The sequence below is a fragment of the Microcella sp. genome, assembly GCF_051860105.1.
In the GTDB taxonomy this organism is placed as follows: domain Bacteria; phylum Actinomycetota; class Actinomycetes; order Actinomycetales; family Microbacteriaceae; genus Microcella.
In genome coordinates, this window is the sequence record NZ_JBHYEO010000006.1 from 86,073 (window position 1) to 108,002 (window position 21,930).

Annotated in this window: 23 protein-coding genes; 14 read left to right on the forward strand and 9 right to left on the reverse strand. The window is 71.7% G+C overall.

The annotated features are described in order from the left end of the window. Positions 1–2: 2 nt before the first annotated feature. The 7 genes from ACTIE9_RS05115 to ACTIE9_RS05145 are packed head-to-tail and all read left to right on the forward strand — an operon-like array spanning position 3 to position 4,726. Entirely contained in the window at positions 3–911 is a 909-nt protein-coding gene (locus ACTIE9_RS05115) for a VOC family protein (protein ID WP_439564499.1), read from the forward strand. A 10-nt stretch (positions 912–921) separates the two neighbouring features. Beyond that, complete coding sequence (locus tag ACTIE9_RS05120; RefSeq protein ID WP_439564500.1) at positions 922–1,725, forward strand: SGNH/GDSL hydrolase family protein; 804 nt, start codon at positions 922–924, stop codon at positions 1,723–1,725. A 44-nt stretch (positions 1,726–1,769) separates the two neighbouring features. Continuing rightward, complete coding sequence (locus ACTIE9_RS05125; protein WP_439564501.1) at positions 1,770–2,531, forward strand: SGNH/GDSL hydrolase family protein; 762 nt, start codon at positions 1,770–1,772, stop codon at positions 2,529–2,531. Beyond that, positions 2,528–3,223 (forward strand): nucleoside/nucleotide kinase family protein, encoded by a 696-nt coding sequence (locus tag ACTIE9_RS05130; protein WP_439564502.1) that lies wholly within the window; start codon positions 2,528–2,530, stop codon positions 3,221–3,223. The genes ACTIE9_RS05125 and ACTIE9_RS05130 overlap by 4 nt, the downstream gene beginning before the upstream one ends. A gap of 42 nt (positions 3,224–3,265) precedes the next feature. Further along, the gene (gene purS / locus ACTIE9_RS05135) at positions 3,266–3,538 is read left to right on the forward strand and encodes a phosphoribosylformylglycinamidine synthase subunit PurS (RefSeq protein WP_439564503.1); all 273 of its coding nucleotides are present in this window, start codon (positions 3,266–3,268) and stop codon (positions 3,536–3,538) included. Continuing rightward, positions 3,538–4,233: a phosphoribosylformylglycinamidine synthase subunit PurQ gene (gene purQ, locus ACTIE9_RS05140; RefSeq protein WP_439564504.1), complete on the forward strand. Its 696-nt coding sequence runs from the start codon at positions 3,538–3,540 to the stop codon at positions 4,231–4,233. Before purS ends, purQ begins: the two co-directional genes overlap by 1 nt. A gap of 4 nt (positions 4,234–4,237) precedes the next feature. Beyond that, a complete protein-coding gene (locus ACTIE9_RS05145) occupies positions 4,238–4,726 on the forward strand; it encodes a DUF3817 domain-containing protein (RefSeq protein WP_439564505.1) in 489 nt (162 codons plus the stop codon). On the opposite strand, the gene ACTIE9_RS05150 is transcribed toward ACTIE9_RS05145, so the two are convergent. Continuing rightward, positions 4,723–5,964 carry a mechanosensitive ion channel family protein gene (locus tag ACTIE9_RS05150; protein WP_439564506.1) on the reverse strand — a complete coding sequence of 414 codons (1,242 nt, stop codon included), beginning with the start codon at positions 5,962–5,964 and terminating at the stop codon, positions 4,723–4,725. The genes ACTIE9_RS05145 and ACTIE9_RS05150 overlap by 4 nt on opposite strands. Positions 5,965–6,149: 185 nt before the next feature. Between ACTIE9_RS05150 and purL the strand changes: the two genes are divergently transcribed. After that, positions 6,150–8,462, forward strand: coding sequence for a phosphoribosylformylglycinamidine synthase subunit PurL (gene purL / locus ACTIE9_RS05155; protein ID WP_439564507.1), 2,313 nt, complete (start codon positions 6,150–6,152; stop codon positions 8,460–8,462). Positions 8,463–8,489: 27 nt separating this feature from the next. Here purL and ACTIE9_RS05160 read toward each other — a convergent pair whose 3' ends face one another. Beyond that, on the reverse strand, positions 8,490–8,942 hold the full coding sequence (locus ACTIE9_RS05160; RefSeq protein ID WP_439564508.1) for a hypothetical protein: 453 nt from the start codon (positions 8,940–8,942) through the stop codon (positions 8,490–8,492). Between the two features lie 287 nt (positions 8,943–9,229). On the opposite strand from ACTIE9_RS05160, the gene ACTIE9_RS05165 reads away from it, so the two are divergent. Beyond that, a complete protein-coding gene (locus ACTIE9_RS05165) occupies positions 9,230–11,689 on the forward strand; it encodes an HAD-IC family P-type ATPase (protein ID WP_439564509.1) in 2,460 nt (819 codons plus the stop codon). Here the strand turns inward: ACTIE9_RS05165 and ACTIE9_RS05170 are convergent. Then, positions 11,610–12,563, reverse strand: coding sequence for a DMT family transporter (locus tag ACTIE9_RS05170; protein WP_439564510.1), 954 nt, complete (start codon positions 12,561–12,563; stop codon positions 11,610–11,612). The genes ACTIE9_RS05165 and ACTIE9_RS05170 overlap by 80 nt on opposite strands. Before the next feature lie 64 nt (positions 12,564–12,627). Continuing rightward, positions 12,628–12,945, reverse strand: coding sequence for a chorismate mutase (locus ACTIE9_RS05175; protein ID WP_439564511.1), 318 nt, complete (start codon positions 12,943–12,945; stop codon positions 12,628–12,630). A 72-nt stretch (positions 12,946–13,017) separates the two neighbouring features. Between ACTIE9_RS05175 and ACTIE9_RS05180 the strand changes: the two genes are divergently transcribed. Continuing rightward, positions 13,018–13,674 carry a hypothetical protein gene (locus ACTIE9_RS05180; RefSeq protein WP_439564512.1) on the forward strand — a complete coding sequence of 219 codons (657 nt, stop codon included), beginning with the start codon at positions 13,018–13,020 and terminating at the stop codon, positions 13,672–13,674. Here ACTIE9_RS05180 and ACTIE9_RS05185 read toward each other — a convergent pair. From ACTIE9_RS05185 to ACTIE9_RS05195, 3 genes are read right to left on the reverse strand one after another with little or no spacing between them, the layout of a single operon-like run. After that, complete coding sequence (locus ACTIE9_RS05185) at positions 13,671–14,285, reverse strand: GNAT family N-acetyltransferase (protein WP_439564513.1); 615 nt, start codon at positions 14,283–14,285, stop codon at positions 13,671–13,673. The two genes, ACTIE9_RS05180 and ACTIE9_RS05185, sit on opposite strands and share 4 nt — an antisense overlap. 8 nt (positions 14,286–14,293) lie before the next feature. Beyond that, complete coding sequence (locus tag ACTIE9_RS05190; protein WP_439564514.1) at positions 14,294–15,580, reverse strand: adenylosuccinate synthase; 1,287 nt, start codon at positions 15,578–15,580, stop codon at positions 14,294–14,296. Positions 15,581–15,621: 41 nt separating this feature from the next. Continuing rightward, positions 15,622–16,260 (reverse strand): TetR/AcrR family transcriptional regulator, encoded by a 639-nt coding sequence (locus tag ACTIE9_RS05195; protein WP_439564515.1) that lies wholly within the window; start codon positions 16,258–16,260, stop codon positions 15,622–15,624. A gap of 98 nt (positions 16,261–16,358) precedes the next feature. On the opposite strand from ACTIE9_RS05195, the gene ACTIE9_RS05200 reads away from it, so the two are divergent. Continuing rightward, positions 16,359–17,636 carry an MFS transporter gene (locus tag ACTIE9_RS05200; protein ID WP_439564516.1) on the forward strand — a complete coding sequence of 426 codons (1,278 nt, stop codon included), beginning with the start codon at positions 16,359–16,361 and terminating at the stop codon, positions 17,634–17,636. A gap of 29 nt (positions 17,637–17,665) precedes the next feature. Then, entirely contained in the window at positions 17,666–18,076 is a 411-nt protein-coding gene (locus ACTIE9_RS05205; protein ID WP_439564517.1) for a DUF3253 domain-containing protein, read from the forward strand. A gap of 3 nt (positions 18,077–18,079) precedes the next feature. On the opposite strand, the gene ACTIE9_RS05210 is transcribed toward ACTIE9_RS05205, so the two are convergent. Continuing rightward, a complete protein-coding gene (locus ACTIE9_RS05210) occupies positions 18,080–18,451 on the reverse strand; it encodes a nuclear transport factor 2 family protein (protein WP_439564518.1) in 372 nt (123 codons plus the stop codon). Positions 18,452–18,507: 56 nt separating this feature from the next. Continuing rightward, the gene (locus tag ACTIE9_RS05215) at positions 18,508–19,152 is read right to left on the reverse strand and encodes a TrmH family RNA methyltransferase (protein ID WP_439564519.1); all 645 of its coding nucleotides are present in this window, start codon (positions 19,150–19,152) and stop codon (positions 18,508–18,510) included. Between the two features lie 61 nt (positions 19,153–19,213). Between ACTIE9_RS05215 and ACTIE9_RS05220 the strand changes: the two genes are divergently transcribed. Together ACTIE9_RS05220 and ACTIE9_RS05225 are read left to right on the forward strand one after the other, a co-directional pair. Next, positions 19,214–20,515, forward strand: coding sequence for an acyltransferase family protein (locus ACTIE9_RS05220; protein WP_439564520.1), 1,302 nt, complete (start codon positions 19,214–19,216; stop codon positions 20,513–20,515). Between the two features lie 78 nt (positions 20,516–20,593). After that, a complete protein-coding gene (locus tag ACTIE9_RS05225) occupies positions 20,594–21,904 on the forward strand; it encodes a DUF222 domain-containing protein (RefSeq protein WP_439564521.1) in 1,311 nt (436 codons plus the stop codon). Positions 21,905–21,930: the final 26 nt, after the last annotated feature.

The window sequence follows — 21,930 nt, forward strand, 5'->3', positions numbered from 1 at the left end:
GCATGACCGACAGCACCCGACTCGCCGCCGACACCGCGATGGGCCCCGTCACCCTCGACGTGGCCGACCTCGACGCGATGACGGCGTACTACCGCGACGCGGTGGGTCTGAGGGTGCTCGACTCCGCGGGGCCGGTCGTGACGCTCGGGCAGACGGGTGACGCGGGCGCAGCATCCGGTGCCCCCGCCTCAGCAGAACAGCCCCTCGTCGTTCTGCGGCACAGCCCGACGCTCCGGCATGCCGGGCCGCGCGAGGCCGGGCTCTTCCACACGGCGATCCTCTTCGAGACCCAGGCGGCCCTCGCCGCCGCTGTCTACACCGTGGCGACGACCCACCCGAATCGCTTCACGGGGTCGAGCGACCACCTCGTCAGCCAGGCCTTCTACTTCGACGACCCCGAGGGCAACGGCGTCGAACTGTACTGGGATCGCGACCGCACCCAGTGGTCGTGGGTGCACGGCAGCGTCGAGATGGCCACGCTCTTCCTCGACCCCAACGCCTTCCTGCGCGAGCACCTCACCGACGAGGCCCTCGCCGCGCACGGCTCGGCGCCCGCGGTGGTCGGGCACGTGCACCTCAGCGTCGGCGACATCGCGACGGCGCGGCACTTCTACGTCGACCAGCTCGGCTTCGACCTCACGAACGCCTACGGCGAGCAGGCGATCTTCGTGAGCGCCGGCGGCTACCACCACCACATGGCGATGAACGTGTGGCGCAGCAGCGGTGCCGGCCGACGGATGCCCGCGCTCGGCCTCGGCCAGGTCGACCTCGTGCTGCCGAGCGCCGACGAGCTCGGCGCCACGGCTGAGCGCCTGCAGCACTACGGAGTCGCCGTGCGCGACGTCGGGCCCACCCTCGAGCTCGACGACCCCTGGGGCACGCTCATCCGGCTGGCACCCTCGCGCGCCTAGACTCCCGCACGTGACCGAGTACCGACCCCCGCGGCGACTGCGGCTGAGCCGCGCGATCGCCGCGGCGCAGGCTCCCGTGCTGCTGCCGCAGGGCCGGCGGCTGCGGCGCGAGACCCCGCGGCTTCCGGATGCGCCGCTGCCGTGGGAGGGACGCGTCGACGGCGGCGGCGAGCGTGACGGTCGCGATGACCCGGGCGGAGCATCCCGCCCCCTGCACCTGCTCGTGATCGGCGACTCGACGGCCGCGGGCGTCGGCGTCGACCACGCCGACCTCGGCCTCGGCGGGCGTCTGGCCGAGGCGCTCGCCGCGCGCACCGGGCGGCCCGTGCACTGGCGGGCGGCCGGCCGCAACGGCGCGACGGCGCGCGACCTCGTGCGGCAGTACCTAACGCCCGCACTGCACGGCCCGACCGACCTCGTGTTCCTCACTGTGGGCGCCAACGATGCGCTTGCGCTGCGGTCGGCGCGGGCGTTCCGCCGCGACATCCGGCGCATCCTCGAGCGCACCTTCACCACGCATCCCGAAGCGGCCCTGCTCATGTCGTCGCTGCCGGCGTTCTTCCGCTTCCCGCTGCTGCCCGAACCGCTGCGGCGCAGCCTCTACCGGCACTCGCAGGCGCTCGAGCGCGAGGCGCGGCAGCTCGTCGGGGCCGCACCGCGCGCGCACATGTCGCCGCCCCCGCCGCCGTACACGTCAGGGTTCTTCGCGAGCGACGACTTCCACCCGAGCGCGATCGGGTACAAAGACTGGGCCGATTTCGCGGTGGAGGACGCCTGGAGCGTCGGCTTCGGGCGGCTGCTCGACGATCACTGACCGCGGCGCCTGCACAGCGCCACGACCGGCCTAGACTCGCGCCCATGACCTCGAGCCCCCGCCCACTGCGCGGCCGCCGCCTCAGCCGGGCCATCGTGCTCGCCCTCGCACCGATCATCGTGCCGCAGACGGTCAAGCTGCGGCGGGTCGTGCCGCTGCTGCCCGAGCCGCCCCAGCCCTGGGAGGGCGGCGGCGGCACCGACCCGATGCGCCTGCTCGTGCTCGGCGACTCGCTCGCGGTCGGAGTCGGAGTCGACGACGCCGCTGACGGGCTCGCGGGGTGTCTCGCCGCCGAGCTGACCGCCGCGACCGGGCGGCCCGTGCGCTGGCGAGCCCGCGGGCGCAACGGGGCGACGGCGCGCGACGTCATCCGCGACCACCTCGACGACGCGCTCGCCGAGCCGACCGACGTCGTCGTCATCAGCCTCGGCGCGAACGACTCGATGCAGATCCGCTCGCACCGCGCCTTCCGCCGCGACATCACCCGCATCCTGCGCGCGGTGTTCAGTGCGCACCCCGAGGCGATCGTGCTGATGAGCGCGCTGCCGGCCTTCCACCGCTTCAGCCTCCTGCCCGAACCGCTGCGCACCACGCTCGCCCTGCATGCGCAGTCGCTCGAGGTGAGCGCGCGCCGCGCGTTCGAGCGCTTCCCGCGCGCCCACATGACGCCGCCGTTGCCGCCCTACGGCCCCGACCACTTCGCCACCGACGACTTCCATGCGAGCGCGAGCGGCAACGTCGAGTGGGCGCAGTTCATCGTCGACGACGCCGTGGCGCACGGCATCGCGGCGCGCATCCCGGCGTGAGCCCCGGCTCGGGCGCCAGCCGCGCCCCGATCGACCTTCCCGCCCTCGCCGAGATCGTCGAGAGGATGCTCGCCGCGCGCTCGGCATCCGCCCCGCTGCTCGTGGGCCTGGCCGGGGCGCCTGGCGCCGGCAAGTCGACCGCGGCCGCCGCGCTCGCCGCACTGCTGCCCGGCTCGGTGGTGCTGCCGATGGACGGCTTCCACCTGCCGCAGGCCGAGCTCGTGCGCCTCGGACGCCGCGAGCGCATGGGCGCCCCCGACACCTTCGACGTCGACGCCTTCGTCGCCCTGCTCACGCGCCTGCGTCATGCACGCGGTTCAGGAAGCGCGGTGCGCGCGCCCGGGTTCGACCGGCGTGTCGAAGAGCCTGTGCCCAACGCGATCGAGCTGCTTCCTGAACGGCGAACCGGCGACCCGGCCGGGGGCGCGGCGGAGGTGGGCGCGATCATCGTCGAGGGCAACTACCTGCTGCTGCGCGAGCACGGCTGGCACCGCGTCGCGCCGTTGCTCGACGTGACGGTCGGCGTCGTGCTCGACGAGCCGACGCGGCACGAACGCCTCATCGCCCGCCACATCGCCTTCGGCAAGAGCCCGGATGCCGCGCGCGCCTGGGCGCTCGGCCCCGACGAGCGCAACGCGGCCGCGATCGCGGCCACCCTCGAGCGCGCGGACCACTTACTCGCCGCTCGATAGACTGGCCGCATCCGCCCGCCGACCCACCCCGGGGAGTCATCCGTGCCCACCATCGTCGTCGAGGTCATGCCCAAGGCCGAACTGCTCGACCCGGCCGGCAAGGCCGTCGCGGGGGCGCTGCACCGCCTCGGCCACGAGAGCATCCGCGATGTGCGCATCGGCAAGCGCTTCGAGCTGCACGTCGACGGTGAGATCGACGCGGCCCTGCTCGAGACGGCCCAGCGGCTCGCGGCCGACATGCTCAGCAACGGCGTCATCGAAGACGTCATCAGCGTGCACGTGCTCAACGAGGGCGTGGCCGGAGAGACCCGCTAGTGCGCATCGGCGTCGTCACCTTCCCCGGCTCGCTCGACGACCGCGATGCGCAGCGTGCGATCCGGCTCGCCGGCGCCGAGCCCGTGGCGCTCTGGCACGGCACGCACGACCTGCAGGGCGTCGACGCCATCGTGCTGCCCGGCGGCTTCAGCTACGGCGACTACCTGCGCTGCGGCGCCATCGCGGCGCGCTCGCCGATCATGGCCGAGGTCATCGATGCGGCGAACAGCGGGATGCCCGTGCTGGGCATCTGCAACGGCTTCCAGATTCTCGTCGAGGCGCACCTGCTGCCCGGCGGGCTGATCCGCAACGACCACGGCGACTTCATCCGCCGTGATCAGCGCCTGCGCGTCGAGAGCACCGACTCGGCATGGACGAACGGCTTCACGGTCGGCCAGGAGATCACCATCCCCCTGAAGAACGGCGAGGGCGGGTTCATCGCCGACGAGGCGACGCTCGACCGCCTCGAGGGCGAGGGCCTCGTCGCCTTCCGCTACCTCGACGTCAACCCCAACGGCTCGCTGCGCGACATCGCGGGCCTGCGCAACGAGCGCGGCAACGTCGTGGGGCTCATGCCGCACCCCGAGCACGCGGTCGAGCCGGGCTTCGGCCCCAACACCCCCGCGGCCATGCGATCGGGCGTCGACGGCCTCACGTTCTTCACATCGGTGATCAAGCAGAGCGTGCTGAGCTAGGCGCGTGACCACTCCCCTCGCCACGGCCTCGCGCCTCACCCCGAAGAAGCTCTACCGCATCGTCGCGATCGCCGAGGCGATCACCTGGACCCTGCTCATCACGGGGCTCATCCTGCGCGCCACGATCGGGCTCGACATCGCCGTGACGATCGGCGGCAGCATCCACGGCTTCGTCTTCCTCGCCTACGGGGCGACGGCCGTGCTGACGGCGATCAACCAGCGCTGGAACCCCGGCCTCGGGGTGCTCGCGGTCGTCACGGCGATCGTTCCCTACGCGACGATCCCCTTCGACCTCTGGGCGCACCGCACCGGCAAGCTCGAGGGCGACTGGCGCCGCGAGGCGACGGACGACCCGCGTGATCAGCGCTGGTTCGACCGCCTGGTGCGGTGGATGCTCAACCACCCCTACCTGCTGGCCAGCCTGATCCTGCTCGCGGTCGTGGTGCTCTTCACCGTGCTGCTGATCCTGGGCCCGCCGGTTCCGAAGGCCTAGCCGCCCGTCGGGCCTGATCGGCTCGGGGCATCGGGATCCGCCGAGGGCGCGAGCATCTGCTCCGCGCGCTGGTGGGCTTCGGGCGTGCCGCTGAACAGCTGCCGCTTCGCGGAGTCGTCGGCGGGGTCGACGACCGGTGCCGCGTCGTCGCGCGAGGCCGCGTCGACGACGAGCACGCGCGTGCGCGGCATGGCGCCGGGGCTCTCGAGCTGCACCCACTCGACGAGCTGCTCGCGCACGTAGTTGCGCAGGTCGAAGAGCGAGCCGGCATCGGCCGCGCTCACGAGGATGCGCACGCGCACGAGCCCGTTGGTGGCGTCGGAGACCTGCAGCACCGATACCCGGCGATCCCACAGCGTCGTGCCGTCGAGCACGGCGGCGAGCCGTTCGCGCATCGCAGCGGGGCTCACCCGCCAGTCGAGGTCGAGCTCGATCGAGCCGAGCAGCTCGCTGCCCGTCCGGGTCCAGTTCTCGAAGGGTGTGCTGGTGAAGTGGGTCGACGGCACGACGAGACGCCGGTCATCCCAGATGCGGATGACGACGTAGGTGAGTGTGATCTCTTCGATGCGGCCCCACTCGCCCTCGACGATCACGATGTCGTCGACGCGGATGGCATCGCTGAACGCGATCTGCACGCCCGCGAAGACGTTGCCGAGCGTCGACTGGGCGGCGAGACCGGCGACGATGCCGGCGAGCCCGGCGGAGGCCAGCAGGCTCGCCCCGACGGCCTGCATCTGGGGGAAGGTGAGCAGGGCGGCGCTCACGCCGACGATGATGATGATGACGGTCGCGAGCCGCTGCAGGAAGGTCAGCTGGGTGTGCGCGCGGCGGGCGGCGCGCGTCGCATCGGCGCCGATCGGGAACCGCTCCATCGCGCCGTCGAACGCGAAGTCGATCACTTCGACCAGCAGCCACGTGAACAGGCCGATGACGCTCACCGTGAGCAGGCGGTCGATCACCTCGGAGAAACGGGATTCGGGGGCCGCGAGGCTCACCGAGGCCCACACCGCCACGGCGACGAGCAGCAGGCGCAGCGCGGGCCGGGTGTGGCGCAGCAGCACGGCGGGCCAGGCCTGCTTCAGCGCGACCACGCGCACGAGCAGCTCGATCAGCACGAGCACCACCACGGCCACCGCGAGGGTGAGCAGGGTGAGCACGAGCAGGAACAGCCAGCCCCGCTCGGGCACCAGGGCTGCGTCGACGAGATCGCCGACGGCCAGCGGGTGCGCGGGGGTCATGCGCTCAGCCTCTCGCGTTCAGCGGTTGAGCGCGAGGCCCAAGAACATGGCGCCGAGGAAGACGAGCACGCCGATCGCGGCGTAGGTCCAGATGATGCGAGCGTTCATAGGGGCTCCCCGTGGCGGTTCGGGCGGTGCAACTGGTGACGACGGCACCAGCCTAGGCCGCCGGTAGGCTGAATACCGTGACGAGCCCCGTGCAGATTCCCGCTCCCGACACCGTGGCCAACGCCGCCGCCACCCCCGAGAAGGTGCAGCCGTTCGAGGCGCTGGGGCTCAAGGCCGACGAGTATCAGGCCATCAAAGATCTGCTCGGCCGCCGCCCCACGAGCGGCGAGCTAGCGATGTACTCGGTCATGTGGAGCGAGCACTGCTCCTACAAGTCGAGCAAGGTGCACCTGCGCCAGTTCGGCCAGAAGGTCTCCGACGAGATGCGTACCCATCTGATGGTGGGCATGGGCGAGAACGCGGGCGTCGTCGACATCGGCGAGGGCTGGGCCGTCACCTTCAAGATCGAGAGCCACAACCACCCCAGCTACATCGAGCCCTTCCAGGGCGCGGCGACGGGCGTGGGCGGCATCGTACGCGACATCATCTCGATGGGCGCGCGACCGGTCGCGGTGATGGATGCCCTCCGCTTCGGTGCCATCGACCACGCCGACACGGCGCGCGTCGTGCCCGGCGTCGTGAGCGGCATCAGCCACTACGGCAACTGCCTCGGCCTGCCGAACATCGGCGGCGAGACGGTCTTCGACTCGGTGTACCAGGCGAACCCGCTCGTCAACGCGCTCGCCGTGGGCGTGCTGCGGCACGAAGACCTGCACTTGGCGAACGCGCGCGGTGTCGGCAACAAGGTCGTGCTGTTCGGCGCACGCACGGGCGGCGACGGCATCGGCGGCGCCTCCATTCTCGCGAGCGACACGTTCAGCGAGGGCGGCCCGACGAAGCGGCCCGCGGTGCAGGTCGGCGACCCCTTCGCCGAGAAGGTGCTCATCGAGTGCTGCCTCGAACTGTTCGCGGGCGACCTCGTGAAGGGCATCCAAGACCTCGGTGCCGCCGGCATCTCGTGCGCCACGAGCGAGCTCGCCGCGAACGGCGACGGCGGCATGATCGTCGACCTCGACCAGGTGCTGCTGCGCGACCCGTCGCTGACGGCCGAAGAGATCCTGATGAGCGAGAGCCAGGAGCGCATGATGGCGATCGTCGAGCCGTCGAAGCTCGACGCCTTCCTCGCCGTGACGGCGAAGTGGGATGTCGAGACGAGCGTGCTCGGCGAGGTCACCGATACGGGGCGGCTCGTCATCGACTGGAAGGGCGAGCGCATCGTCGACGTCGACCCGCGCACGGTCGCGATCGACAGCCCCGTCTACCACCGGCCCTTCGCCCGGCCCGCGTGGCTCGACGCCCTGCAGGCCGACGGCACCGGCCGGCTCGCCCGCCCGACCGACGACGCCGAGCTGCGCGCACAGGCGCTGCGAGTGCTCGGCGGGCCGAACCTCGCCGACACGAGCTGGATCACCGACCAGTACGACTACTACGTCGGCGGCAACACCGCCCTCGCGACGCCCGACGACGCCGGCATGATCCGCGTCGACGAGGAGTCGGGCCTCGGGGTCGCGCTCGCCACCGACGCCAACGGCCGCTACTGTCAGCTCGACCCGTACACGGGCGCCCAGCTGGCCCTCGCCGAGGCGTACCGCAACGTCGCCACGACCGGCGCCGTGCCGCTCGCCGTCAGCGACTGCCTCAACTTCGGCAGCCCCGAGAACCCCGACGTGATGTGGCAGTTCGAGCGCGCGGTGACCGGCCTGGCCGACGCCTGCCTCGAGCTGGGCATCCCGGTGACCGGCGGCAACGTGTCGTTCTACAACCAGACCGGCGACGTCCCCATCCACCCGACTCCCGTCGTCGCCGTGATGGGCGTCATCGACCACGTCGACCGCCGCCTGCCCTCCGGCTGGCAGGACGACGGCGAGAACCTCTACCTGCTCGGCGTCACGCGCGACGAGCTCGACGGCTCGGTGTGGGCCGACGTGATCCACGGGCACCTCGGCGGCCTACCGCCGCGCGTCGACCTGACGGCCGAGAAGAACCTCGCCGGCCTGCTCGCCGCGGCCGCGGAGGAGGGCCTGGTCACCAGCGCGCACGACCTCTCGGAGGGCGGCCTGCTCGCCACCCTCGCCGAGGGCGTGCTGCGCTTCGGCATCGGAGCCCGCGTCTGGCTCGGCGAGCTCATGGAGCGCGACGGGGTGGATGCCCTCGCCGCGCTGCTCGCCGAATCGCAGGGGCGCGCGCTCGTGTCGGTCGCCCGCGAGGACGACGTGAAGTTCCGCGGCCTGTGCGCGGGGCGCGACGTGCCCGTGCTGCGCGTGGGCGTGACCGACAGCGAGGTCGACGGCCTCGAGATCCAAGACCGCTTCACGCTGAGCCACGCCGAACTGCGGCACGCCCACCGCGACACGCTGCCCGCGCGCTTCGGCCCGCTCGTCGGCGGCTAGGCCGCCGCCACTCACGCGCCATATCGGCTATGGCAGGACGTCAGTCCACGACACAAGCGCGCAGAGATACTCGCGCTGCTCCCGCAGCCCGGCTTCGTCCATGACCGCCATCTCGCCAAGCTCCTGATCGAATGCGAGCACCTCGTCCTCTTTCAGACTGGTCACATCGTCAACCCAGAAGTGCACGAACCCTCCGGCGCCTCGGGACGCGCGGTCGGAAATCATCATTCGATCGACCAGGTCGATGTCAGCAATGAATGAGTCCACGGTGTCGAGATCGATTTCGGCATGGTCAGTCGCCTCGAAGTCCCACGTCGGTCGCGGAATCAGGAAGAACTGACCACCCACCCGCGAGAGCTCTCGCTGATCCGACGTGACGTTGTCGCATGTGAGTACGGTGGCTACGAGGCGATCATCGTCAACACGGAGCCCGACGACACTCGACATCATGGTCGAGCACCCGGTGAGGGCGATCACCATGAGTACCCCGGTAGCCACCCCGACGCCCCGGACCCTCGACACATTGCGAGGTTACGCGCATCCGTTCTGGATGACGATGACGATTGGGCATCGCTCGTTGAGGTGTTTCCCTCCCCCAACGCGAGTTCAGCGATCGCGGCGAACCGAATGAAGGATGTCGATCGCACGGGCCCGGCGTGTTGCTCCGACACGCCGCGCCTCGCAGCGTCGGCTCCTTCATTCGGGCGGGAGGAGCGAGAACGGCGCGGCTGTAAGGCGGCATAGCCCGCACCACTAGGCTCACGCCCGTGACGACCACCGCCGCATCCCGTTCTGCAGGGCTCACTCTCGCTGAGGTGCGTTCGCGCACCCAGCTCGGGCAGACGAACGTCATGCCCAATGACACCGGCCGCTCGTTCTGGCGCATCATGCAGGCCAACCTGTTCACGCTCTTCAACCTGATCGTGGGCGGCAGCTTCGCGCTGCTGCTCGTGCTCGGCTACTGGCAAGACGCCCTCTTCGGGTTCTTCGTCATCGCCAACGTGGTGATCGGGGTGGCGCAGGAGTTCCGCGCGAAACTGACGCTGAGCCGCCTCGCCGTGCTCAACGCCCCGAAGGCGCGGGTGATGCGCGATGGAGCGGTCGCCGAGATCGCGGTGGGCGAGGTCGTGCTCGACGACCTGCTCGTGCTCGCCGCGGGCGATCAGGTCACGGCCGATGCCGAGGTGCTCGAGGCCCACGGGCTCGACGTCGACGAGTCGCTGCTCACGGGCGAGGCCGATCCGGTCGCCTCGCCGCCCGGGCGCGAGCTCATGTCGGGCTCGAGCGTGGTGGCGGGCAGCGGGCTCGCGCGGGTCATCCGCGTCGGGGCCGACTCGTACGCCGCGCGCATCACCGCCGAGGCGAAGCAGTTCTCGCTCGTGCGCAGCGAGCTGCGCAGCGGCATCGCCCGCATCATCAAATGGATCACCATCCTGCTGCTGCCCGTCGGCGCGATCGTCGTCAACGGCCAGATGCAGGCGGTCGGCGGCTGGGAGGTCGCGATCGCGACGGGCGCGTGGCGCGAGGCGACCGTGGCCTCGGCCGCGAGCCTCATCGCGATGATCCCGCAGGGCCTGGTCTTCATGACGAGCGTCGCCCTCGCCGTCGGCGCCGTGAAGCTCGCGCGTCGCGAGGTGCTCGTGCAAGAGCTCGCCGCCGTCGAGGGGCTCGCGCGCGTCGACATGCTGTGCCTCGACAAGACGGGCACGCTCACCGAGGGCCGCATGGTGTTAGACGGCGTCGGGCCGCTGACCGCCGACGCGCTCGACCCGGCTGCCGAGGCCGCCCTCTCGTGGATGGGCGCCGACCGCAACGCGAACGCCACCGCCCGCGCGCTCGTCGAGCGCTTCACGTCGCCGCCCGCCGAGATCCCCGTGCGCGCGATCGAGTTCTCGAGCCGCCGCAAGTGGAGCGCCGTGTCGTTCGCCGAGGGTCCGACGCTCGGCACCTGGGTGGTCGGCGCTCCCGACATCGTTCTCGCCGGTGTGCCCGAATCGACGGATGCTCTCGAGCGCTTCGCCGCCCGCGCGACCGCCGGCGAGCGCACGGTCGTGCTCGCCCGCACCGACGTGGTGCTCGATCCGCCGGTCGAGCCCGCCGAGGGTGAGCGGCTGCCCGAGCCCGAGCTGCCGGCTGGTCTGCGCGCCGTCGCCCTCGTGTCGTTCCGCGAGAAGGTGCGCGACGACGCGCACGAGACGCTGAGCTACTTCCGTGAGCAGGAGGTCGAGCTGTGCGTCATCTCGGGTGATGACCCTCGCACGGTGGCCGCGGTGGCGCGCGAGGCGGGCATCCACCATGACGGGCCGGGGTTCGACGCGCGCGAACTGCCGACGAGCGAGCCCGAGCTCGACGCGATTATGGCCGAGCACCGCGTCTTCGGCCGCGTGACCCCCGAGCAGAAGAAGGCCATGGTGCTGTCGTTGCAGCGCCTCGGCCACACCGTCGCGATGACGGGCGACGGCGTCAACGATGCGCTCGCGCTCAAGCACGCCGACCTCGGCATCGCGATGGGCTCGGGCGCGGCGGCGACGCGCGCGGTCGCGCGCCTCGTGCTGCTCGACGGGCAGTTCAGCCGCCTGCCGCGCATCGTCGCCGAGGGCCGCCAGGTCATCGCCAACGTCGAGCGCCTCGCCAAGCTCTTCCTGTCGAAGACGACCTACGCCATCCTCTTCGCCGTCGTGTTCGGGGCGCTGCTCTGGCCGTTCCCGTTCCTGCCCCGCCAGCTGTCGATCGTCGACGGCCTCACGATCGGGCTGCCCGCGCTCGTGCTCGCGCTGCTGCCAAACATCCAGCGCTACCGCCCCGGCTTCCTCCGACGGGCGGCGCGGTTCTGCATCCCCTCGGGGCTCATCGTCGGCGGAACGCTCATCTCCGTCGTCGCCTACAGCTACCTCGGCGGCGCCGAGGCGGCGGTCGTGCAGACCACCGCTGTCATCACGCTCACGCTCACGGCGCTCTGGGTGCTCGTCATCCTGTCGCGGCCGTTCACGCTCGTGACGAGCCTCGTCGTGGTCGCGGCCTACCTCGGGCTGCCCGTGCTGCTGCTCATCCCGGTCGTCACCGACTTCCTGCAGCTCGGCGCTCCGCCCCTCGAGCTGCTGCTCGTCACGGTGGGTGCGAGCGCGATCGGCTCACTCGCGCTCGAGGTCACCCACCGTCTGGTGTCGCGCGGCGGTGACGACTCGGCAGGCGCACGCGCCGCTGAGCGAGCAGCACGCCGAGGATGACGAGCACGGCGCCGACGGGCTCGTTCCAGACGAGCGTCTCGCCGAGCACGAGCACGCCCAGCAGCACGCCGACGGGCGGCGAGATGTAGGTGACTGTCGCGGCACGGGTCGGCCCCCAGGCGCGCACGACGTTCTGGTTCCAGGCGTAGGCGAGGCCCGTGCCGAGGGCGCCGAGCAGCACGATGGCGATGAGCACCCTCGGCGTGAGCTCGATCGGGTCGGCGCCGATGACGGGCGTCAGCAGCAGCATCCACACCGCCGCGAGGCCGATCATGACGAAGCTGAAGACGATCGCGCTGACCCCGCTGTTGCTCAAGAAGCGGCGCATGTAGGAGAGGCTGAAGCCGTAGCAGGCCGTCGCACCGAGCAGGGCGAGGTAGGGCGCGATGCCGCCCGAGCCCGGCTCGATGCCCTGCCAGGGCCCGACGATGACGACGACGCCGACGATGCCCACGACGATGCCGAGCACCTGCTCGCGCGAGAGCCTCTCGATGCGGAAGGCGAGCCCCGCGATGAGCGCCGTCATGATCGGCGTCGTGGCGTTGAGGATGCTCGCGACCCCGGACGCCACATACTGCTGCGCCCAGGCGAAGAGCATGTAGGGGATGACCGCGAAGGTCACCGACAGCAACGCCAGGTGCGCCCACACCCGCCGCGATCGCGGCAGACGGTCGCGTGTGACGAGCGCGATGAGCCCGAGCGTGATCGCGCCGAACAGGGTGCGACCGGTCGCGACCTGGGCGGGCGAGAGGCCTTCGAGCGCGAGGGCGATGAACAGGAAGCTCGCACCCCAGACGACTCCGGCGAGCGTGAACTGCACCGCGATCCATGCGTCGGAGGAGCGAGGAGGAGCGGGGGGAGGAGCGCTGGTCACCTGGCGAGAATACTGCCGCGCACCGGCGTGGGCGGTCGTCGACGACCGCGACGGCGAGAAGCCGCTACTGCTCGGGCTCGGTGGCGATCGTGCCCGTGGTGGCGATCTGCTCGTGGTGGTGGATGACCTCGGCGACGATGAAGTTGAACCACTTCTCGGCGAACGCCGGGTCGAGCTGCGCCTCGGTCGCGAGGGCGCGCAGGCGCTCGATCTGCACGCGCTCCCGCTCCGGGTCGCTCGGGGGCATGTTCGTCGCGGCCTTGAGGCGCCCGACGGTCTGCGTGCACTTGAAGCGCTCGGCGAGCAGGTGGATGAGCGCTGCATCGATGTTGTCGATGCTGCGCCGCAGCGAGGCGAGCTCGACGAGGGCCGCGTCATCCATGCCTCGAGCGTATCGCCCGACAGGCACGCGGAATGCTGGAAATGCGGCGGCCCCCGGCCCTACAGTGACGCCATGACGATGGATGCGCCCGAGCGCCGCACCTGGCGCGATGCGGCGGCGACCCGTGTACTCGGCTCGGCGCTGGGCTGGTTCGGCGGGGCCCTCGCGATCACCCTGCTGTACCAGGTGGCTCTGGCGATCGCCGCGCTCGGCGGGTCGTGCGCCCGCGGGGGCCCGTTCGTCGTCGAGGTCGAGTGCACCGATGCCATCGTCGCCTTCGCCCCGACGAGCGTGCTCGGCGGGCTCGCCGTGGTGTTCATCGGAGCGACGCTCGCCCAGGGCTTCGGCGTCGCGCTGCTCGCCTTCGCCTGGCCCGCGCTCTTCGTGAGCCTCTCGATCGTGTTCTTCCAGACCTTCTTCCTCGGCGGCGACATCGTGGGCCTCATCATCGGGCTGCTCTTCATCGTCATGGGGCTCGCTCCGCTCGTGCTGCTGCTGCAGGCGGCTCCGCAGCGCATGATGCTGGGGCGGGTGGATGCCCAGGGCCGCCCTTTCTGGGAGGCCCATCCCGCCCGCGCCCACCTGCTGTCGCTGCGGCGCCCGCCGGAACCCGGTGAGAACCACCCGACCGTCGGCGACTGGATCCTGGCCCTCGGCACCGCGATCGTGGCGAGCATCGCCGGCGTCGCGCTCGGCGTCGCCTGGTTCGGCGCGGTCGCGGGCGGCTAAGCCGGCGACTCGCCCAGACGCACCAGCAGCCCGGCGCGCACCGCGGGCCACTCGTCGACCACGATCGAGTAGATCGCCGCGTCGCGCCACGAGCCGTCGGCGCGCTGCGCGTCGCGGCGCGCGACCCCTTCGAACTGCGCCCCCAGCTTCTCGATGCCCGCGCGCGAACGCGCGTTGCGCACGTCGGCCTGCAGCTTCACGCGGCCGTACCCGTGGTCGAACAGGTGGCCGAGCAGCAGGAGCTTCGCCGCCGGGTTGACGGATGATCCCCACGCCTCCGGTGTGTACGCGGTGTAGCCGATGTGGGCCGACTCGGCCGCGGGGTTCAGGTCGAGGATCGTCGAGGTGCCGATGATCGTGCGCGCAGCATCCGGAACCGACAGCGACCGCACCACGTACACGTGGGCGCGCCCGACCGGCAGGTAGGTGGGAAGCCACTCGGCGAACTCGTCGCCCGAACGCGCGCCGGCGGGCCCGCCGCCCCAGCCGCCCGCGAACACCTCGGGGCGGCCGAGCGCGGCCGTGAGCCCCGGCAGGTGCGCGGGGTCGTAGGGCTCGAGGCGCAGACCGTGGCCCTCGAGCGCCGCGTAGGGCAGGTCGGCCGCCGTCATGAGCAGGGTCAGTCGAGCAGGTCGTGCCGCACGACGATCGCGTCACGGCCCGGGCCGACGCCGATCGCCGAGATGCGCGAACCGCTCATGGCCTCGATCGCGAGCACGTAGTCTTGCGCGTTCTTCGGCAGGTCGTCGAAGGTGCGGGCACCCGTGATGTCGTCGGACCAGCCGGGGAAGTTCTCGTAGATCGGCGTCGCGTGGTGGAAGTCGCTCTGCGAGACGGGCACCTCGTCGACGCGCACGCCGTCGACCTCGTAGGCGACGCAGACCGGGATGCTCTCGAGCCCCGTGAGCACGTCGAGCTTCGTCATGACGAAGTCGGTGACGCCGTTGATGCGCGCGGTGTAGCGCGCGATCGGGGCGTCGTACCACCCGCAGCGGCGCGGGCGGCCCGTGGTCGTGCCGAACTCGAAGCCGGTCTTGCGCAGGAACTCGCCCGACTCGTCGAACAGCTCGGTGGGGAAGGGACCCGAGCCGACGCGCGTCGTGTACGCCTTGACGATGCCGATGACGCGATCGATGCGGTTCGGCCCGATGCCTGAGCCGGTCGCGGCGCCGCCGCTCGTCGCGTTCGACGAGGTGACGAAGGGGTAGGTGCCGTGGTCGACGTCGAGCATCGTCGCCTGCCCGCCCTCGAAGAGCACGGTCTCGCCGCGCTCGAGCGCCTGGTGCAGCACGAGCCCAGTGTCGACGACCATGGGCCGCAGGCGGTCGGCATAGCTCAGCAGCTCGTCGACGACCTCGTCGACGCCGATCGCGCGTCGGTTGTAGACCTTGACGAGCAGGTGGTTCTTGATGTTGAGGGCACCCTCGACCTTCTGGCGCAGGATGTTCTCGTCGAAGAGGTCTTGCATGCGGATGCCGACGCGGTTGATCTTGTCGGCGTAGGCGGGGCCGATGCCGCGGCCCGTCGTGCCGATCTGACGCTTGCCGAGGAAGCGCTCGGTGACCTTGTCCATCGTGCGGTGGTAGGGCGTGATGACGTGGGCGTTGGCGCTGATGAGCAGCTTCGAGACGTCGACGCCGCGGGCGCTCAGGGCATCCAGCTCGCCGAACAGCACCTCGATGTCGACCACCACACCGTTGGCAATGACCGGGGTGACGCCGGGCGTCAGAATGCCGCTCGGCAGCAGGTGCAGCGCATACTTCTCGTCGCCCACGACGACCGTGTGGCCCGCGTTGTTGCCGCCGTTGAACTTGACGACGTAGTCGATGCGCCCGGCGAGGAGGTCGGTCGCCTTGCCTTTTCCTTCGTCGCCCCACTGGGCGCCGATGATGACGACGGCAGGCATGGGTGGTCCCTTCGAGAGATGGTGAGGGCTTGCCCTTGAGTCTATCGAGGAGCGCCCTCGGCCCACTGGCCGCGGGCGGGCACGGGGTTGGCGCGCGCGAGGCTGCCGACCTCGAGCGACAGCTGCCGTTCGGCCACGCCGAAGACGATCGCGTTCGCCTCGTCGACGTCGATGACACGGACGGCGTGATGCTGCACGGCGACGCCGTCGGCGACGGCGGTGAGCAGGCGCGAGTCGGCCGCGGGGTCGGCGCTCGCGCCGAGCCCGGCATCCACCACCCGCTCGATGACGGTGGTCAAGATGCGCTCGCAGTCGCGATGGTGCCGGTCGAGCGCGGCGGCGAGCGCCGGCGTGCGCGGAGCCTCGCTCCACGCGTCGATCCACACCCGGTAGTGGTCTTCGGGGGTGGCGGCGAGCCAGCCGGCGAGCGCCGCGATGGGGTCGAGGCCGTCGAGAAGCGCGCGGTCGCTCGCGAGCTCGCTCGTGACGGCGTGGTCGAAGGCGGCGGCGACGAGCTCGTCGCGGCTCGTGAAGTAGTGGCGGATGAGGCCGTGCACGACGCCCACCTCGGTGGCGACCTCGCGGAGCGTCACGCCGGCGAAGCCCTTCGCGGCCACGAGACGGAGCGTGGCGCGCACGATCTCGTCGCGTCGCTGATCAGACGTCTTCCGTTCGGCCACCCGTCGAGCATAGGGTGCGACGAGGCGATATTGTCCAGTCGGACAAGCCGTGCTAGCTTTATTGTCCAGTTGGACAACAATAGATCAGGACCCTCCTCATGACCGCGCAGCGCCGCGACCCCGCGCGACTCCTCGTGCCGAGCGTCGTCACCGCCATGGTGCTGCTCTCATCGGCCTCGTTCGTCATCTTCCCCCTCATCCCCGCCCTGCAGGGCTCGCTCGGCGTCAGCACCGCCGAGATCGGCTACCTCGCGGCGGCAGGGTTCGCCGCCGCCCTCATCGCCGAGCTGCTCGTCGCGCCGGCCGCCGACCGCGGTCACGCGCGCCTGATGGCCGTGATCGGCGTCGTGATGGTGGCCGCCTCGCTCGGCCTCAGCGCGGTGTCGGTCGAGGGCTGGCAGCTCATCGCCGGGCGCGCCGTGGGCGGATTCGGCTTCGGCATCTTCGTCATCGCCGCGAGCGCCCTCATCGTGCGCCACGATCACCGGCGCAGCGGCGAACTGCTCGGGCGCCTCGGCGCCGCCGAGCTCGCCGGCATCGCGGTCGGGCCACTCGCCTCGGGCCTCGCGCTCTCGGTCGCCGGGCCGAGCGCGATCCTCGCCGTCGCCGCCGTCATCGTGCTGGTGGCTCTCCTGCCCGTGCTGATCGGATTCCGTGAGACGGCGCACGTGCCGGCGATCGGCGACGACCCGCATCCCCCCACAGGCGGCATCGCGGCGGGGGTCATCGGCTTCGACGGAACGGATGCCGACCGCACGCTGCGCTTCGGCGCGAGCGCCCCGCGCACGAGCCTCGACCTGCTGCGCTCGCCCCGCATCATCGGAATCGTGCTGCTCTACGCCGCCGTCATGGTGCCGACCGGCGCCTACGACGGCGTGTGGCCGCGCTTCATGGCCGACATCGGAGCCGGACCGGTGCTCACCGCCGCGAGCTATGCGCTCTTTGCCGTGCCCTACGTGCTCGTCGCCGGCTGGGCCGGGCGCCTCGCCGACCGCCGTGGCGGGGTCTCGGCCTACGCGCGCGGCCTGCTCATCCTGCTGCCGATCGTGACCCTCTACGGGTTCGTGGGCAACCCGTTCATCGCCACCGGCATGGGCTTCGTCGAATCGACGGGCCAGGCGCTCGCCTTCATCGGTGCCGCCGCGGCGATGGCGCACGCCGTCGACCCGGCCCGCGCGGGTTCAGCGCAGGGGCTGCTGCGCGGCATCGGTCTCGCGGCCGCGACGATCGCGGCGGCCGTCTCGGGCCTCGCCTACGAGGCGGGCGGAGCGCTGCTGCTGTTCGGCGGCACCGCCATCGCCGTGGCCGTCATCGCCGCGGTCGGGCTGCTGCTCGCGCGCGAGTGCCGCGCGGGGGCCGCATCCGTTCGAAGCTAGTCGTCGGATTCGCCAGCGAGGATGGCGGCATGGGGCGCAGGCGCGGTGAGGCAGAAGAATCCGCGGGGGGCCGCGCCGACAAGGTCTGCGGCTCATGCGGCCGCCGCATCGAGTGGCGGGCGCGCTGGGCGCGCGACTGGGATGCGGTGCGCTGGTGCAGCGACGCCTGCCGCGCCCGGGGTGTGCGGCCCGTGGATCGGGCGCTCGAGGAGAGCATCCGGAGCCTGCTCGCCGGCCGCGCCGCCGGCGCGACGATCTGCCCGAGCGAGGCGGCGCGGGCGGTGGGCGGTGACGACGACGCCTGGCGCGAGCTCATGGAGCCCGCCCGGCGCGCGGCCCGGCGCCTCGTCGCCGCGGGCGAGGTCGAGATCACCCAGGGCGGAAGAGTCGTCGACCCGTCGACGGCGAAGGGGCCGATGCGCATTCGCCGTGCGCGTTGACCCCTAGTCGGAAGCGGGCGACTGCTGGTGCGCACCGACGCGCCAGCGACCGTCGACATACACGTAGGTCGTGGTCGCCCACAGGTCGACGGCCTCGCCGTCGCGCACGCCGCGCAGCCGGTAGACGAGCATCGCGGCCCGGTCGCCGAGCCGCACGACGCGCTGCTCGCTGAGCGCGTACGAGCCCCACACCACGCCGTCGAGCGCCGCGATCACCGCGCCGCGCTCGAGCAGCGTGCCCGGAAACACCATGATCGCCTCGGGCAGCATCGCCTGGAACGAGTGCGAGCCGCCCTCGCCCCGCGTCATCGCCTCCCAGCCCTCGTGCTCCTGATGGATCAGTTGTGCGGGCAGATCGTCCGTGATCGCGGTCATGGGCTCAGTCCATCGGCTGCGGCGAGCGCCGTCAAGAGCGATCGGGCGCGGGATGCTCACTCGCCGCGCGCGTGCGCCCGCACCCACTCGTGCATGACGATCGCGGCCGCGGCGCTCGCGTTGATCGAGCGCGTCGAGCCGTACTGCGTGATCTCGACGACCTCGTCAGCGGCGGCGAGCGCGTCGTCGCTCAGCCCCGGGCCTTCCTGCCCGAACAGCAGGATGCACTCGCGCGGCAGGGGCGCAGCATCCACCGGCCTCGACCCGTCGACGTTGTCGACCGCGACGATCGGCAGGCCGTTCGCGCGCGCGAACGCCACGAGGTCGGCGATCGTCTCGTGATGCGTCACATGCTGGTAGCGGTCGGTGACCATGGCGCCGCGCTTGTTCCAGCGGCGGCGGCCGACGATGTGCACCTCGGCGGCGAGGAAGGCGTTGGCGCTGCGCACGATCGAGCCGATGTTCATGTCGTGCTGCCAGTTCTCGATCGCGACGTGGAACGGGTGTCGGCGCGCATCGAGGTCGGCGATGATCGCCTCCATCGACCAGTAGCGGTAGCGGTCGATGACGTTGCGGGTGTCGCCGTGGGCCAGCAGCTCGGGGTCGAGGCGCGGGTCGTCGGGCAGCTCGCCCTGCCACGGGCCGACGCCGTGGGTCGTCCACTCCAGAGTCGGCTCGGCGGTCGGCTCGGGCTCGGTCATGCCCCCAGGCTACGGGGCGCCGCTACCGCCGCCCGGCCTGCTGACGTACCCTGAAGCCATCATGGCCACACCCACCCGTGATCACGCTGTCGACCTCGTGCGCGCCGCCTGCCTCGTCGTCGTCGTCGGCCTGCACGTCATGATGGCGGGCATCACGGTCGAGTCCGAGGGTCTCGCCATCATCAACTCGCTCGACGGGCATCCGATCTTCGCCTGGAGCACGTGGCTCGTGCAGGTGATGCCCCTGTTCTTCGTCATGGGCGGCTTCTCGAGCCTGCTCGCCTGGAGGCGCCAGCGCGAGCGAGGGGTCACGGGCGCCGACTACGTGCGCGACCGCGTCGCGCGCCTGGCCCGGCCGGCTCTGCTGCCGCTGGGGCTCGTCGGCATCACGCTCGCCGTGCTCGGCCTCGTGGGCCTGCCCGACGAGGTGCTCGCCGACGTGGGCTTCCGCATCGGGCAGCCCCTGTGGTTCTTGGCGGTGTACCTGGGATGCTCGGGCCTCGTCCCCCTCATGGCCCGCCTGCACGAGCGTGCGCCGTGGGCGACCCTGCTCACCCTTCTCGGGGGCGTCATGGTCGTCGACACGGTCGCCCTGCTCACGGCGCAGCCCCTGATCGGCGCCCTCAACCTGCTGTTCGTCTGGATCTTCATCCAGCAGCTCGGCTTCTGCCTCGCCGACGGCTGGTTCGACTGGCGTCGCCGCTGGATGCTCGGTCTCACCGGACTCGCCGCCTTCGGCGTGCTGCTGTTCTTGACGACCGTCGTCGGGTACTCGACCGACATGTACGACAACCTGAACCCCCCGACCGCGGCGATCCTCGTGCTCGGTGTCGGCCAGACGCTGCTCTTCGCCTTCCTGCGCCCGTGGCTGGCGCGTCTCGCCGAGCGCGAGACCTTCGCGGGGCTGAGCGGTGCGATCAACAAGAACGCGATGCAGATCTACCTGTGGCACGTGCCGGTGATCGTGCTCATCGCGGTCGTTCTGGTCGTGTCGGGCGCGCCGTTCCCCGAGCCGCTCAGCGCGGGCTGGTGGCAGAGCCGGCCGCCGTTCCTCGTCGCGGTCGCGCTGCTGCTGATCCCGATCGTCATCGGGGTGGGCTGGCTCGAGCGCCGCAGCGACGCGCGCGGCCGCCCCGCGGCAGCGCCGGTCGGGCCGTGGATGGCCGCGCTCAAGGTCGTCCTCGGCATCGCCGGGGTCGTGACGCTGCTCGTGGCCGGGTTCACGCCCGCGTACGGCGCGGCGATCGGCGTGACGCTTCTGCTCATCGCCGTGCTGCTGCGGTCGCCGCGGCGCCGGGCGGTGGATGCTGCAGCCGCAGCCCCCGAGCCGGAAACGGTCTCCCCTCCTCCCCAAAAGGCCTGATCAGACAGCATTCCCCCGACGCCGGTCGAGCCCACCCTCGGCAGCCCCACTGTCAGTGGTCGGTGCTGGACTGCCGGCATGTCGAGCACCACTGCACCCGCCGCGAAGGCTCCGGCCGTCGCGCTGCCGGCGACGCCCGCGGCCGCGATCGACGCCGGGCTCGGCACGGTGATCGACTCGATCGTCGAGGTCGACCGGCTCGTCGCATCGCTGACCGCCTACCGCACGGTGGCGATCGACGAGGTGCGGCGGCTCGCGCTCGCGGCCGAGGCGCACCTGCCCTCGGGCGGCAGCGGCTGGTCGCGCGAGATGACGGCGCGGCGCGTGGCGACGACCGAGCTCAGCGCGGCGCTGCGCATCGGTGAGCGCGAGGCCGAGCAGCTCGTCGCCGACAGTGCTGCGCTCGTGCACGACCTGCGCCCGACACTCGAGGCCCTGCGCACCGGCAGCATCACCTACCGCCACGCGAGCGTGCTCGTCGACGAGGCCCGATCACTGCCCGAGCAGGCCTGGTCATCATTCGAGGCCGCCGCCCTGCCCGTGGCCGAGTCCCGCTCGGCGAGCGGCTTCCGGCAGATGGCCCGAGCTCTGCGCGAACGGTTGCACCCCGACTCGGTCGACGTGCGCCGCCGTGCCGCCGAAGACTCGCGCTCGGTGCGGCTCGAACCCGGCCGCGACGGCATGGCCTGGCTCACGGCGCACCTGCCCGCCGAGCAGGCGGTCGGGGCGTACCGACGACTGACCGAGCTGGCCTCCGGCCTCGGTGCACTCGATGAGCCCCGCACCCTCACCCAGCGGCGCGCCGACGTGTTCGCCGATCTGCTCATCGACGGCGTCATGCCCGACTCGGGCGTCGGGCGTGGAGTTCGGGCGACCGTGCTCGTCACGGTGCCCGTGCTCGCCCTGCTCGAGAACGGCGGCGAGAGGTCGGCCGATGCTGGCGGGCTGGGCGCTCGTGGCATCCGCCACCCGAGCACCCTCGAGGGCTACGGCCCGATCTCGACCGAGGTCGCCCGCCAGCTCGCCGCGCACGCGCCGAGCTTCGTGCGACTGCTCACGCACCCCGAGACCGGCACCGTGCTGTCGGTCGGCCGCGATCGCTACGCCGTGCCGCGCGACCTCCGACTCTGGCTGCGCATCCGCGACGAGACCTGCCGGTTCCCCGGGTGCGGCCGGGCAGCGGCGAACTCCGACATCGATCACACCGTCGACTGGCAGCACCACGGGGCGACCCGACATGACAACCTCGCGCACCTGTGCGAGGCCCACCACCAGCTCAAGCACCACACCGCCTGGCAGGTTCATCACGCCGGGGGTGGGGCACTCGAGTGGCGCGCACCCAGCGGACGCCCCTACCGCACCGAGCCCGCCAACGCCCTGGTCGGCTGAGCTCGTCCGGCCGAGCACAGCCAGGT